Source organism: Pseudomonas putida (assembly GCF_002025705.1).
Classification (GTDB): domain Bacteria; phylum Pseudomonadota; class Gammaproteobacteria; order Pseudomonadales; family Pseudomonadaceae; genus Aquipseudomonas; species Aquipseudomonas putida_J.
The window spans coordinates 4,357,649-4,370,659 of the sequence record NZ_CP018846.1 but is presented as its reverse complement, the minus strand read 5'-3'; the positions used below and the strand labels follow the sequence as shown (position 1 = coordinate 4,370,659).

The window sequence follows — 13,011 nt, the reverse complement described above, 5'->3', positions numbered from 1 at the left end:
CACCATGACTAAACAGATGAACAAGAAGCAGCTGCTGATTGGCGGTGTCGCGGCGGCAGTGCTGGCGCTGGGCGGCGGTTACGCGCTGCTCTCAAGCTCGGGCAAGAAGGCCGCGATGGCCTATTACGAGGACTTCAAGGAACGCTACTTCCTGGAAGACGTGCTGTCCGAAGGCGATATCTCCTACTCGGCGTTCTCCGGCAACCTGACCGTGGCCGACCCCGAGATCCGCATGGCGGCGGCGCAGACCAACGGTGCCGAGCAATTCATGCGTGGCCTGCAGGGCCTGTTCGAATCGGCCCGTGGCGGTTCGCCGGAAGAGGGCCTGGCCGGCTGGGCCAAGTACCAGCTCAATGCCACCGCCAGCCGCTACACCGCAGGTGTGTACCTGAAGGCCGATGCGCTGAAACTGGCCCATGAGGGCGACAGCAAGGACGGCAAGATCCACATCCAGCTGATCGGCATGCAGATGGCCAACCCCTACGTGTCGCGCAAAGGTGCCGAGCTGGTGCTGGTTTCGGACGTCAACGACGAGATCCAGCCGCGTGCCGAGCTGACCGCCAATGGCCGTGCCACCCAGTCGGACTTCGCCTGGGGCGCCAACCTGGCAGTACGCCAGCCGGTGACGGGCGCGTTCCTGGTCAGCAGCACCGGTGAATACGGCACCACGGTCGATCTGGACTTCACCCTTCAGCGCTCCGGCGATGGTGAGGGTTCGATGGAATTCGTCGTGACGCACCGCAACGACGGCTCGAAGGTCGGCCAGATCGTGCGCAAGGCCGACTTCCAGTCGCTGCCAGAGCTCGACGATGTCGAGCTTCAGCTCAAGAATGCCCTGAGCGGCCTGATCGTCGGCGCCTACAGCTCGTTCACTGGCCAGGCCGTGCTGGCTGAAGCGGTGAGCGGCTTTGCGCGCAAGGCCAAGGTCGAGAACTACAGCGTGAGCTACAGCGGCTTCAAGCCGCTCAAGCAAGCGTACAGCGCCTTCCAGGAGGGCGCACCGAAGGCGAAGTTCGCGGCGTTCTGTGACGAGGTCGGGCTGTCGACCTGGAGCAGTGACTTTGGTGCCAAGGGCAAGAACCACAGCGATTCGGAGTGTGCCATCGGGCAGAAGCTGGTCGAGGATGGCAAGTTCGAGGAAACGTACACCTTCAAGGAAGGCAAGAGCCTGTTCGCGGCGCTTTTCGTGAGCAAGGCCTACGAGCTGGAAACCAACTGACGGTGTAGCGCCTGTCTAGAGGTTTTTAGCGCCTGTGTGATCGAGCGCCGCCCGCGCGGCGCATCGCGGATGAATCCGCTCCTACATCTGTTTCGGGCCAGTTTTTCCTGTGAAGTCACCTTTGTCCGCCCTTGGCGCAAGGCGGGCAGCTCATCTGGCGCAGGATAGACTGGCTCGAAACAGATGTAGGAGCGGATTCATCCGCGATGCGCCGCGCGGGCGGCGCTCGATCTCACTGCCCACGCAAAAACCAAGGCGATCCCTTGGCCTCCCCCTATCTCATCGCCGCCAGCTTGATGCCGAACCCGACCAGGCACGCCCCCGCCAACCGCTCGAACATGTTGGCGATCCGTGGATTGGCCCGCATACGCTCGGCCAGCAGATGCGTCAGCACCACCGCAATCAACCCGTACAGGAAGGTCACCACTGCCACGGTGGCGGCAAGGAAGCCAAAGGTCACCAGCCCCTGGTGCTTCACCGGGTCGACGAACAGCGGGAAGAAGGCCATGTAGAACATGATCGCCTTGGGGTTGAGCAGGGTGATCATCATGGTCTGGCGCAGGTAGTGGCCGTTGTCCATGCGGCTGGCGCGAGGGGCGCCGCCGGCTACGGCCAGCCACAACAGCACCTGGTCACCCAGGATCACCCGCAGGTTGCCGCCATGCCGCCCTTGCCGGTGGCGGTAATCAGGGCGAAATTGCCAGGCCCCGGGATGGCCAGCACGATGATGAAGGCAATGACGAACGCGCCGTAGTCGGTGACGCCGAGCATGGGAAACGCTTGTTGGGCAGTGCGAAGGCAGGCGCCTAGACTATCGCGCTTTCGGTTGCCCGTCAGGCATGGACTCATGGTCCTCTGGGGCTGCTGTGCTGCCCTTCGCCGGCAAGCCAGCTCCCACACCGACCGCGTCGGCATCGAGACATGCGCTGTACCTGCAGCAGCTTTTGCGACTTGGATCCAATGCCTGGGTTCTGTATCATCCCGCCGCCATCAGAAAGATGGCCGAAGATGAAGCATTTAAAGGACTTAGTATGAAAAAGCTGTTCAAGGCCACTGTCGCCGTTGCTGTCGTATCCGGCGTTGCCCTGCTGTCGGGCTGCACTGGCCAAGTCTACAACCAGCAGAAAAACTGCTCGTACGACTACCTGTTCCACCCTTCGGTTTCCATCTCCAAGGTCATCGGTGGCTGCGGCCCGATCGACAAGCTGCCTCAGCAGCAGTAAGCCTGGTGAACCCCAGATCTCGCCGCTAGCGGCCTGATCCAAAGCCCCCGGTCATGCAAATGGCCGGGGGCTTTTGTTGGCTTCGAGCCACTTCATCTTGGCGTGCACGCTGTTGCAGGGGACGGGATGGCGCCGGTGATCACGCGCATGGGCGTCCCGGCGAGTGCTCAACCTTGTGGGAGCGGCCTTGTGTCGCGAAAGGGCTGCGCAGCAGCCCCGGCGAGAGGTGCATCAGCGTTGAAATCCTGGGGCTGCTTTGCACCCCTTTCGCGACACAAGGCCGCTCCCACAGGTAGGGTGTCGCTTCTACCAGCGCAGCGTAACCGTGCCTAGCAGCGTGCGCTCCTCACCCCAGTAGCAACGCCCGGCGTTGTTGCAACCCGCCACGTATTCCTTGTCGAACAGGTTGCGGGCATTGACCTCGACCGACCAGTTGTCATCGATCTCATACCCGACCTTGGCGTCTATCAACGTCACATCACCGGTATCGAGCTTGCCGTACAGGTTGGCCGGGGTGTACGCGAAGGTACTGTCGAAATGCCGCACGCCGCCTCCGATCTGCAGCCCTTTGAGCAAACCATCACGAAAGCGATAGGTGCTCCAGACCGAGGCCTGGTTGCGCGGCACGCCGGTCATCTGGTGGTCTTCATACAGCGACCCGGCCACGTCCTTGGTAATGCGTGAGTCGGTGTAGGTGTAGGCGGCAGTCAGGTTGAGGTTCTCGCTCAGGTCGCTGTTGAGTTCCAGTTCCACGCCCTTGGCGCGGCTGGCGCCGATCTGGCGATAGTCACCCACGGCAGCGTCGTACAGCACGTCGTCTTTCTTGCGCAGGTCGTACACCGATGCGGTGAACGCAGTGTTCCAGCCCTTGGGCTCGTACTTGATACCCACCTCGTACTGCTCGCTGGTAGTCGGGTCCAGCGGGCCGCTCTTGCTTTCGGTCTGCTGGGTCGGGGCGAAGGCCGTGGAGTAGCTGAAGTACGGCGACAGCCCGTTGTCGAACTGGTACATCACGCCGGTCTGCCAGGTGAAATCGCTGTCCCAGTTGTCCATGTCGGCTTCGGCATTGAGGGTGCCGGCCTTGTTGCGGAACTGGCTGTTGACCCGGTCCAGGCGCCCGCCGAGCAGCAGCACCCAGTGGTCGACCTTGGTCTGCAGCTGGCTGTACAGGCCGTACATGGTCTGCTCGAGCAGGGCGTTCTGCACATGCAGCGGCGTGCTCGGCTTGCCGTTCCACACCGGGTTGAACACGTTGATGGTGCCGCCGTTGCCGGCGTCCCAGTCCTGGTTGAAGGACGTGCGGTCCAGGCTCGCGCCCACCAGCACCGTGTGCTCGAAAGCACCATCGATGAAGTGGCCTTCAAGCTGGTTGTCCAGCGAGTAGGCGATGGACTTGTTGTAGCGGTCGTAGGCCTGGTTGCTCAGGGTGGTGCCGAAGCCGCCATTGTTGAGGTTGCCGGGCCACATTTCCTGGCGGTCGATGCGCGACTGCAGGTAACGCGAGTTCTGGCGGAATTGCCAGGTGTCGTTGAAGCGGTGGCTGAACTCGTAACCCAGGCTCCAGGTTTCGCGTTCGAAGTTATCCCAGTCCGGGTTGCCGGACAGCTGGTCCTTGTCGATCTTGCCGTTGGGGTTGTGCAGCAACGTGCCGGCGGCGGGGTAGCCCAGTTCCATCAGCGTGCGGTCGCGCTGATAGGTGGCCAGCACGGTCAGGCTGTTGAACTCGTCGAAGTTCAGGGTCAGCGACGGCGCAATGTACATTCGGTCGTCGGGCTGTTGGTCGATTTGAGTATCGGACTTGCGGCCCATCATCACCAGGCGACCGAGGATATTGCCTTGGTCGGTCAACGGGCCAGAGACGTCGACCCCGAGTTGGCGGCGATTGTACGAGCCATAGCTGAGTTGCACTTCACCTCGGGCTTCGGCGGTGGGGCGTTTGCTGACCAGATTGACTACACCACCCGGGGCGTTTTCGCCATACAGGATCGAGGTCGGGCCACGGAACACTTCCACTCGCTCCAGACCGTAGGGTTCGCTGCTGGTGTCGTAACGGTTGCCCTGCACCCGCAGCCCGTCGCGCAGCAGGCCATAGCCATAGTCGGTGGCGTTGAAGCCGCGGATGAAGAACAGGTCGCCTGCTTGCCCGTCACCACCAGCGAAAGGTGGCGAGAAAATGCCAGGCACGTAGCCGAGCACTTCGGTCAGGGTCTGCGACTGCTGGTCGTCCATGCGCTGGCGAGTCACCACCGAAACCGAACGCGGGATGTCGGCCAGTGCACTGCTGGTCTTGCTGGCGGTGGCGCTGGCCACGGCGCGGTAACCGCTGTCGCTCTGGCCGTTGCTGACGAGCAGGGCGGCGGCATTGACCGTGGTGGCATCGAGCTGCAGCGCGCTGCCGTCGGCGGACGGTTGCAGCACATAGCCGGCAGTGCCCTGTGGCACGGCCTGCAAGCCACTGCCCTGAAGCAGGCGGGCCAAGCCCTGGGTGACGTTGTAGCGGCCTTGCAGGCCCTGACTGGTCTTGCCGGCGGCCAATGCATTGCTGCCGGCCAGGTAGATGCCGGCCTGGCTACTGAACTGGTTGAGCGCACCGGCGAGCGAGCCGGGGGCGATGTCGAAGTTCATCTGGGCATTGGCGGCCTGTTCGGCATGCGCCAGGGTGGCAGGCAGCATCAGTGGCGCGACGGCGCAGAACGAAAGCGGCGCGGCTAGCGCCAGACGATAAGCGGGGTGGAGGGGCTTCGGCATGCTGGTCCCTGGAATCGTTACGGTGGGTTGTGAGGTGTCGTATGCGGGGTAAACCGAACGAAACGAGGAAAAGGGAACCGGGTTGGAAAAAAAATTTCGTCGGTGTAGCGATTTCTGTGGGAGCGGGCTTGCCCGCGAAGAATCCAACACGGTGCATGGCACCGGCTGCGCCGGTGTTCGCGGGCGAGCCCGCTTGTGTCTTGGCGAGGGAATAGAATCTGAAGTGAGAGCGGTGAATGGCAAGCTGATAGCCCGAGGTGCCTTGAGCACGTGTGGGAGCAAAAGCTGCCATTCACCGTTCCACTTTGGCGAGAGCCCGAACAGTTGGATGAGGGCCGTAATCTCGAATCACAAGCGTGGGCCAAGCCAAAGCGCTCTCACTCCTTGAGTTTAAGAGGGTTTGGCCATGTCTTCCTCTGTCGGCATCGATGTTTCCAGTGCCACACTTGCCGTTCACATCCGCCCTGAGGGTGTGAACTTCAGTGTTTCCAATGACTTGAAAGGATTTCAACTGCTCGTCGAAAAGCTTGGCGGGTATGCAGTTTCAATGGTTTTGCTCGAAGCTACCGGTGGTTACGAGTGCAATGTCCTCAAAGCGCTGCAGGATGCCGACTTTCCGGTTTGCCGGATCAATCCCAGTCGTGCCCGGGACTTTGCCAAGTCGATGGGTAAACGCGCCAAGACCGATCCCATTGACGCCGCTGTTTTGGCTCACCTGGCTGAAGTGATGCCCCCACGGCCTTGCCAGGTGATGACACCTGAGCGAGCTTTGCTGCGCGAACTGCTTATGCAGCGGGATCGCTTCGTCCAACAGCGCGACGATGACAAGCGGCGTCTGAAGCAGGCGCGGGCTATCAGTGTTTGTTTGCGGTTGGAACAACACATTGCCTATCTGAAGGGTGAAATTCGAGCGCTGGAACAGGAGATCGCACAGCAGGCAGCAGCTTTGCCTGATGATCGTGTCAAACAGCTCACGCAAGTCAAAGGAATTGGTCTGATTACTGCCGGAAAGCTGATGGCCTTGCTGCCAGAGCTGGGCCAGGTGGATAAGAAGGAAATTGCCGCCTTGGTCGGTGTTGCGCCATTCAACCAGGACAGCGGCAAGCAGTCGGGCAAGCGTTCAATCTGGGGTGGGCGCTCACAAGTCAGGCGGGCGCTCTATATGGCCTGTTGGGTGGTGATCCGGCATAACAAAGACTTCAGCGAGCGTTACAACGCGCTGCGAGCGCAGGGGAAATGCGCGAAGGTAGCAGTGGTGGCGTGCATGCGGGTATTGATAGTGCGGCTGAACGCGATGCTCAAGACTGGAGCGCCCTGGCAGGAACAGGTAGTTCACTCATAGGATCCAGCCTTGCTGGCGATGCCTGACAGAGTCGGGCTCGGGGCGCTACGCGCCCCATCGCTGGCAAGGCCAGCTTCCACAAGAAGACAGTTGCTCCCACATGGATCGCGCCAACCTTGCGCTTTTAGGCAAGGCCCGGCCAGTCAGGCGGGCTCCACACTCACCCACCAGGGCGTGAGCCGCTGCACACGTACCGGCAATGCCGCCTGCAGCAGCGCCAATGTGCGGTCACTGTCATCGAGCGGGAAGGCGCCCATCACCGACAACTGCGCGACCGCCGGGTGCCAACCCAGATGCCCATGGCGATAACGCCCCAGCGTTTGCAGCAATTGCGCCAGCGGCATGTCCTCGGCATTCAGGCGTTGATGGATCCACGATTCGCCGGCACTTTGTGCCGGCCGTGTACCGCCAATGGACTGAGCGCTGAACTCAACCTGCTGGCCGGCCTGGACGATACGACGCTCGCCACTGCCTGCGGTGCAGACCTCGACAGCGCCGGCGTACACGTCCAGGCGCGTGAGCTCATCTTGCTGGCAGACCGCAAACCGGGTACCCAGGGCTTGCATGCGCCCTTGAGTGGTATCGACGTAGAACGGGCGGCGAGCATCGTGGGCGGTTTCCACCAGGATTTCGCCAAAGCGCAGGTACAGCACCCGCGCCAGCAGGCTGAAGTCCAGGTCCACCGCGCTCTGCGCGCCGACCCACAGCTGGCTGCCGTCTGCCAGGCGGGTTTCCCGGGTTTCGCCGACGCCGGTGGCCAGGTCGGCACTCCAGCCTCGCAGCGGCGCCCCGCGCCAGGTACTCCAGCCCAGCAGCGAGCTGGCACCCAGCACCAGCAACGACTTGAGGCCAGTGCGGCGGGTGATGCGGCGCGCATCGTGCTCCCGCAGTACTCGACCAGCCCCGCTGCCTTCGTGCTGCAGGGGCGCAAAACGCTGGCCAACCCTCTGCACGTATTGCCAGGCTGCCTGGTGGTCGCTGTGCTGATCGAGCCAGGCCTGCCATTGCCCTTGCACCTGTGGGCCGGCATTTTCGTCCTGCAACTGCACATACCAGTGCGCGGCTTGCTGCAGGCTGGCGTGGCTGAGCTTGTGTGCCGCATGGGTCATGGCGTCATTCCACCAGCAGGCCGTCGAGTTCGGCTTCGAGGATGGCGCAGTGCAGCAGCGCCTGGGCCATGTACTTCTTGATCATGCGTTCGCTGACGCCGATGTGCGCGGCAATATCGCGATAGGCCAGGCCGTCGATCTGCGCCAGCAGGAACGCGTGGCGGACCTTGCCCGGCAAGCGCTGCAGCATGGCGTCGACCTCATGCAGGGTCTCGACGATCAGCGCGCGCTGCTCGGGAGACGGCTGCAGGGCAGGGGGCTGCAAGGCCAGATGCTCCAGCCAGGCGTGTTCCAGCTTCTGCCGGCGCCAATGGTCGATGCACAGGCCGCGGGCGATGGTCGCCAGGTAGGAACGTTCCGCCGACTGGCCTTCGAACTGGCGCGGACGATGCAAAATGCGCACGAAGGTGTCTTGCACCAGGTCGGCGGCATCGGGCCGGTTGCCAAGGCGCCGATAGAGAAAGCCCAGCAGCCAGCGCGAATGGCTCTGGTACAGGGTATGGATCGAGCTGTTCAACTCAGGAATCGAAACCACGGCGGCATCCGGCGCTAGCGCGTATTGGGTGCGAATGAGAAATGCTCGCAATACTAGGGGCGCTTGAACGATACTGCAATGGCTTCGATAAGCGCTTGGCCAGCATGAGACAACCTGCCGCCTTGCCTACTGCCGTGCAATTTGTTTGTGCTGGCATTTCGGTTACAATCAGCGAAACGATTCAGCCTTGTCGGTCAATTCGACAAAAGCCTGAGGCGTTTTCTGGTTCTCTGGCTGCTGAACAATCATCTACAACAAGCCTGCGCTGAAGAACAAGGAATACGCTGGGCCAGCCACAGGCCCAACCTCCGTTCTACTGACTGGAATTGATCAATGTTCAAGAAAGCTGGCAAGACCTTGCTGGGTCTGGCTGTTGCTGCGAGCTTCATGCAAGCACACGCCGCAGAAACCAAGAAAGTCGATGTGCTGCTGGTCGGCGGCGGCATCATGAGCTCCACCCTGGCCGTGTGGCTGCACGAGCTGGAGCCAAGCTGGTCGATGGAAATGGTCGAGCGCCTGGACGGCGTCGCCGAAGAAAGCTCCAACGGCTGGAACAACGCCGGTACCGGCCACTCCGCGCTGGCCGAGCTGAACTACACCCCGGAAGACAAAGACGGCAACGTCAACATCTCCAAGGCCATCGAAATCAACGAAGCCTTCCAGATCTCCCGCCAGTTCTGGTCGTGGCAGGTTCGCCAGGGCGTGCTGAAGAACCCGCACTCGTTCATCAACACCACCCCGCACATGAGCTTCGTCTGGGGCGATGACAACATCAAGTTCCTCAAGAAGCGTTACGAGGCGCTGCAGGCCAGCCCGCTGTTCCGCCCGATGCAGTACTCCGAGGACCACGCGCAGATCGCCAAGTGGGTCCCGCTGATGATGGAAGGCCGTGACCCGAACCAGAAGCTGGCGGTCACCTGGACGCCAATCGGCACCGACGTCAACTTTGGCGAAATTACCCGCCAGTTCGTTGGCCACCTGCAGACCCAGAAAGGCTTCGACCTGAAGCTGTCCAGCGAAGTGCAGGACATCACCCGCAATGAAGACGGCTCCTGGCACGTCGAGTACAAGAACCTCAAGGACGGTACCGAATCGGCCACCGACGCCAAGTTCCTGTTCATCGGTGCCGGCGGCGGCGCACTGAAGCTGCTGCAGAAGTCGGGCATTCCTGAAGCCAAGGAATACGCAGGCTTCCCGGTGGGCGGCTCGTTCCTGGTGACCGAGAACCCGACCGTGGCCATGCAGCACATGGCCAAGGCCTACGGCATCGCCTCGACCGGTGCGCCACCCATGTCGGTACCGCACCTGGACACCCGCGTGCTGGACGGCAAGCGCGTGATCCTGTTTGGCCCATTCGCCACCTTCTCGACCAAGTTCCTGAAGAACGGTTCGTACCTGGACCTGCTGAGCAGCACCACCACCCATAACGTGTGGCCGATGACCAAGGTCGGTATCGACCAGTACCCGTTGGTCGAGTACCTCGCCGGCCAACTGATGCTGTCGGATGACGACCGCTTCGACGCGCTGCGTACCTACTTCCCGAATGCCAAGAAGGAAGACTGGAAACTGTGGCAGGCCGGTCAGCGTGTGCAGATCATCAAGCGTGACGAAGAGAAGGGCGGCGTGCTGAAGCTGGGCACCGAAGTGGTGGCTTCCCAGGACCGCACCATCGCCGGCCTGCTGGGCGCCTCGCCAGGTGCCTCGACCGCTGCGCCGATCATGCTGAACGTGCTGGAAACCGTGTTCAAGGAGAAGGTCGCTACCCCTGAGTGGCAGGCCAAGATCAAGGAAATCGTACCGAGCTACGGTACCAAGCTGAACGACTCGGCAGCGGCCACGCAGAAAGAGTGGAACTACACCGCTGAAGTGCTGCAGCTGGAGAAGCCACCGGTGATCGACGAGAGCGTCGGTACCACCGTTGCGCCGAGCAAAGCGGTTGAAAGCAAGCCCGAGAACGACATGGCGCTGTGATCAGGCAATGTTGTGAAAAAAGCCACGGGTAACCCCCGTGGCTTTTTTATTGCGGTTTCGTCATGGCACTGTCGACGGCTAGCTCCTGCAGCACCTCGGTCAGGTCCAGGTCTACCGCCAACGCCAGGAAACTCACGTCACCCTCGTCACTGACGGGAAATACCTTGGCCTCGGTGGCGGCCCGGAGCACTACCTGGTCGCCGGGCATGACGTGCAGTTCCGAGCCATCGGCCATTTCCAGTTTCATGCTTCCCGAGGTGGCGAAGAGCAGCAGGTCGTTGCCTGGGCTCAAGTGTGCAGCTGCATGCAGATGGCGATACTCGGCAATCCAGCCATCGCGCAAAAACGTCTTGCTCAAGGCGTAGGCCAGCGAGCATTCCAGCGACAGGTCGGCCATTTCGTCGATCACCCGGTCACGGGGAACCTGGGGCATCAGGCGGGAAAATTCACTCAGGTTGGTCAAGGTGACTTTCCGGCGTGCAAGGCTCATAGCGGTTTCCTTTTCAGATCCGGGCCTCAAGCCAGCAGCGTGATCGCCACGTGCCCGGCGACACCGGCACACACGCTGTAGATCAAGCTCCTCGACCAGTAAGCGACAATGACCACCGGAATCGCTGCCAGCAGGTCGGCATTCAGGCCCAGCAGCGAGCCATCCTTGGCCACCAGCAAGGCGGGCACGGTGATGCTGGCGATGATTGCCACCGGCAGGTATTCAATGACGTCATTGAACAGCTTGGGGGACTTCTCCATCTTCAGCAGAAACGGTGTCGCGCGGGTCAGGTAAGTGATGGCAGCCATCAGCATCACCGCTGCGATCAGGTAGTTCTTTTCAGGCATAGCCCTGCTCCACAGCCTACGGCGGTTGCGATGAATACGTTCAGGGGCGAAGGCGCAAACATGTTCAGCAGGCAGGTGGTAACGATTACCACCAGGGCGATGACGGCTTTGGTGAAGGTGCTGCACAGCGATATCAACACAAAGATCATCATTGCCGTCAGGGCATAGTCCAGCTTGAACTGGGAAAACCGGTTCAACGCATCCGATGCCACCGCGCCAAACACCGCACCGGCAATCCAGCTGGCATGGCAATAGGTATTGAACTGCAGCAGATAGCCGGGCGAGGTCGGCTTGCCGTTCTCCAGGCGTTGGCTGTGGAAGGCAAAGGACTCATCGGTCAGGCCGAATGCGTACAGCAACTTCTGCGACTTGCTGATCGGCAGTTGCGCGCTGCGTTTGGACATGTACATCGCCATCAGCATGTGCCGCGAATTGATCAGCAAGGTCGACAAGGCAATGGTGATCAGGGGTGCACTGGTGGTCATCAGCGCCAGTGCGGCGAACTGCGCCGCCCCGGCGTAGACGAACAGGCACATGGCGGCCGGCAGCCACAGGGGCAGGCCGGCGTTGATGCACATCACACCAAACACGAAGCTGACGACGAAGTAGCCGGTTACGATCGGCAAGGCGTCGACCAGGCTTTCCTTGCGCGAGGTGGTCAGCAGCACCGACGAGGTCACAGGTCGACCTCGCAGGTGATTTCACCACGGGTTTGCAGGAAGCCTTGCTTGCGCCAGAAGCTCAGTGCGTTGGGGTTGTCCTCTTCAACGAACAGAAACACCCGGCGAATGCCGTGCTGGCGGAAATCGCTGAGGATCGAATTGGCCAGTGAAGTGCCGATCCTGCTCTGGCGATAGTCCGGCGCCACCGCCATGTGGTTGATGGTGCCCCGTGTGCCCATCAAACCCCCGGCAACCGCGCCGACGATGGAGCCGGTGTGGTTTTCGGCCATGTAGCAATACGTATGCTCCGAACCGAGCAAGCCTTTGAGCAGCACTTCGTCCTGCCAGTCGCAGAACGAGGTCTCCTCGAAGCGACGGAAGAAGTCGACGATCTTGCGGGCATGGAAGGGAGTGGCTTTCTTGATGCTCAGGCCATTGATGCGTTCGGCCGTGAACAACTTCGGCGCCGTGCCGATGTAGTTAGTCGATAATGTCATGCTCGCTGCCCGGTCGAGAGAAGGAAATAGCGATGATCTGCCGGTAGCCCATTTCCGAGGGGCTCGGGTTGATCGCCGGGGTGACATAATGCTGCAATTCACGGTCGAGGAAGTAGGTGGTGTCGAGGATATTCAGGTAAGTTCCGGAATCGATCACATTCGACTGTTTGTCGTAGATGTTGCTGGTGGCACCCTCGACGTTATGGCGGCCCCAGAAGTGCACGCCGCTGAACGGATAACCGTCGCAGTGAATACCTTCGGGGGTGATTTCGATCTGCGCCCCCGGTTTGATCTCGATACGGATCTGATGCACCTGGCATTGCCAGTTGACCGTGTGCAGCTCTTTTGGCAGCACGGCCTTGTACACGTCGAAGTCCAGCCGAATCAGCGAACGCAATATCGGTGAGTTGAATACGTCGGCGGAAATGTCGTCGAAGTGACGTGCCATGCCACCGACATAGGCGTTGTGCGCCTCGGATTGTTCATAGGCACGGTGATTGAGTTGGTTCAGTTCGCCGGTGACCGGGTTGAAGTCGAAGTCGCTGTAGCGGCGGTAGCGAGTGCCTTTGTCGGCCTGGCCGTAATAACGGTCAATTCCCATCGTTTCCCAACTTTTGGAAAACTCGACGAACTCTTTGAAGCCCCCGTTCAACGCATAATCACTGCCCATGACATTGACCGTCTTGTTTTGTCGCAGGGCAGTATCGATGTTTCTGTTTAGTGTCAGCATGGCCATCTCTTCTTATAAAAAACTGGCGAAAATCTAACAGTTGAATCGCGCGCAGAAACTTCACTTTTTTTTGACGTGCCTCAACCGTTGCTTGCTACCCGGCCGGCGTGCACCGTTAGCGGGCAGACAGTGCCGGCT

The 13,011-nt window shown here is 61.0% G+C and carries 12 protein-coding genes and 1 pseudogene; 4 read left to right on the top strand and 9 right to left on the bottom strand.

Annotation, left to right across the window (positions count from 1 at the left end; genetic code table 11):
- Positions 1 to 4: 4 nt before the first annotated feature.
- Positions 5 to 1,219 carry a hypothetical protein gene (locus tag BUQ73_RS19660; RefSeq protein ID WP_079229327.1) on the top strand — a complete coding sequence of 405 codons (1,215 nt, stop codon included), beginning with the start codon at positions 5 to 7 and terminating at the stop codon, positions 1,217 to 1,219.
- A 274-nt stretch (positions 1,220 to 1,493) separates the two neighbouring features.
- Here the strand turns inward: BUQ73_RS19660 and BUQ73_RS19655 are convergent.
- A pseudogene (locus BUQ73_RS19655) lies at positions 1,494 to 1,990 on the bottom strand (LysE family transporter).
- A gap of 260 nt (positions 1,991 to 2,250) precedes the next feature.
- Here BUQ73_RS19655 and BUQ73_RS19650 point away from each other — a divergent pair.
- Entirely contained in the window at positions 2,251 to 2,442 is a 192-nt protein-coding gene (locus tag BUQ73_RS19650; protein WP_027918621.1) for a DUF4223 family protein, read from the top strand.
- Between the two features lie 306 nt (positions 2,443 to 2,748).
- On the opposite strand, the gene BUQ73_RS19640 is transcribed toward BUQ73_RS19650, so the two are convergent.
- Complete coding sequence (locus tag BUQ73_RS19640) at positions 2,749 to 5,190, bottom strand: TonB-dependent siderophore receptor (RefSeq protein ID WP_079229325.1); 2,442 nt, start codon at positions 5,188 to 5,190, stop codon at positions 2,749 to 2,751.
- A 406-nt stretch (positions 5,191 to 5,596) separates the two neighbouring features.
- On the opposite strand from BUQ73_RS19640, the gene BUQ73_RS19635 reads away from it, so the two are divergent.
- The gene (locus BUQ73_RS19635) at positions 5,597 to 6,532 is read left to right on the top strand and encodes an IS110 family transposase (protein ID WP_079228107.1); all 936 of its coding nucleotides are present in this window, start codon (positions 5,597 to 5,599) and stop codon (positions 6,530 to 6,532) included.
- 143 nt (positions 6,533 to 6,675) lie between these two features.
- Here BUQ73_RS19635 and BUQ73_RS19630 read toward each other — a convergent pair whose 3' ends face one another.
- Positions 6,676 to 7,641 carry a FecR domain-containing protein gene (locus tag BUQ73_RS19630; RefSeq protein ID WP_079229324.1) on the bottom strand — a complete coding sequence of 322 codons (966 nt, stop codon included), beginning with the start codon at positions 7,639 to 7,641 and terminating at the stop codon, positions 6,676 to 6,678.
- Between the two features lie 4 nt (positions 7,642 to 7,645).
- A complete protein-coding gene (locus tag BUQ73_RS19625; RefSeq protein WP_079229323.1) occupies positions 7,646 to 8,176 on the bottom strand; it encodes a sigma-70 family RNA polymerase sigma factor in 531 nt (176 codons plus the stop codon).
- A gap of 333 nt (positions 8,177 to 8,509) precedes the next feature.
- Here BUQ73_RS19625 and mqo point away from each other — a divergent pair, with 333 nt between their 5' ends.
- Positions 8,510 to 10,147, top strand: coding sequence for a malate dehydrogenase (quinone) (gene mqo / locus BUQ73_RS19620; protein WP_079229322.1), 1,638 nt, complete (start codon positions 8,510 to 8,512; stop codon positions 10,145 to 10,147).
- Between the two features lie 46 nt (positions 10,148 to 10,193).
- On the opposite strand, the gene BUQ73_RS19615 is transcribed toward mqo, so the two are convergent.
- Genes BUQ73_RS19615 through BUQ73_RS19595 form a run of 5 tightly spaced genes read right to left on the bottom strand, consistent with a single transcriptional unit; the run spans position 10,194 to position 12,873 of the window.
- Positions 10,194 to 10,637 carry a hypothetical protein gene (locus BUQ73_RS19615; RefSeq protein ID WP_079229321.1) on the bottom strand — a complete coding sequence of 148 codons (444 nt, stop codon included), beginning with the start codon at positions 10,635 to 10,637 and terminating at the stop codon, positions 10,194 to 10,196.
- Between the two features lie 26 nt (positions 10,638 to 10,663).
- Complete coding sequence (locus BUQ73_RS19610) at positions 10,664 to 10,984, bottom strand: AzlD domain-containing protein (RefSeq protein WP_027918627.1); 321 nt, start codon at positions 10,982 to 10,984, stop codon at positions 10,664 to 10,666.
- A complete protein-coding gene (locus BUQ73_RS19605; protein WP_050437207.1) occupies positions 10,963 to 11,664 on the bottom strand; it encodes an AzlC family ABC transporter permease in 702 nt (233 codons plus the stop codon). Before BUQ73_RS19605 ends, BUQ73_RS19610 begins: the two co-directional genes overlap by 22 nt.
- Entirely contained in the window at positions 11,661 to 12,143 is a 483-nt protein-coding gene (locus tag BUQ73_RS19600) for a GNAT family N-acetyltransferase (protein WP_158541494.1), read from the bottom strand. The genes BUQ73_RS19605 and BUQ73_RS19600 overlap by 4 nt, the downstream gene beginning before the upstream one ends.
- Complete coding sequence (locus tag BUQ73_RS19595) at positions 12,127 to 12,873, bottom strand: 2OG-Fe dioxygenase family protein (RefSeq protein WP_079229319.1); 747 nt, start codon at positions 12,871 to 12,873, stop codon at positions 12,127 to 12,129. Before BUQ73_RS19595 ends, BUQ73_RS19600 begins: the two co-directional genes overlap by 17 nt.
- Positions 12,874 to 13,011: the final 138 nt, after the last annotated feature.

Excerpts from the sequence above, each read along its gene's own strand:
- BUQ73_RS19610 (WP_027918627.1), bottom strand. The coding sequence starts at position 10,984 with ATGCCTGAAAAGAACTACCTGATCGCAGCGGTGATGCTGATGGCTGCC.
- BUQ73_RS19635 (WP_079228107.1), top strand. The coding sequence starts at position 5,597 with ATGTCTTCCTCTGTCGGCATCGATGTTTCCAGTGCCACACTTGCCGTT.
- BUQ73_RS19640 (WP_079229325.1), bottom strand. The coding sequence starts at position 5,190 with ATGCCGAAGCCCCTCCACCCCGCTTATCGTCTGGCGCTAGCCGCGCCG.
- BUQ73_RS19615 (WP_079229321.1), bottom strand. The coding sequence starts at position 10,637 with ATGAGCCTTGCACGCCGGAAAGTCACCTTGACCAACCTGAGTGAATTT.
- BUQ73_RS19630 (WP_079229324.1), bottom strand. The coding sequence starts at position 7,641 with ATGACCCATGCGGCACACAAGCTCAGCCACGCCAGCCTGCAGCAAGCC.
- BUQ73_RS19650 (WP_027918621.1), top strand. The coding sequence starts at position 2,251 with ATGAAAAAGCTGTTCAAGGCCACTGTCGCCGTTGCTGTCGTATCCGGC.
- BUQ73_RS19600 (WP_158541494.1), bottom strand. The coding sequence starts at position 12,143 with ATGACATTATCGACTAACTACATCGGCACGGCGCCGAAGTTGTTCACG.
- mqo (WP_079229322.1), top strand. The coding sequence starts at position 8,510 with ATGTTCAAGAAAGCTGGCAAGACCTTGCTGGGTCTGGCTGTTGCTGCG.
- BUQ73_RS19595 (WP_079229319.1), bottom strand. The coding sequence starts at position 12,873 with ATGCTGACACTAAACAGAAACATCGATACTGCCCTGCGACAAAACAAG.
- BUQ73_RS19660 (WP_079229327.1), top strand. The coding sequence starts at position 5 with ATGACTAAACAGATGAACAAGAAGCAGCTGCTGATTGGCGGTGTCGCG.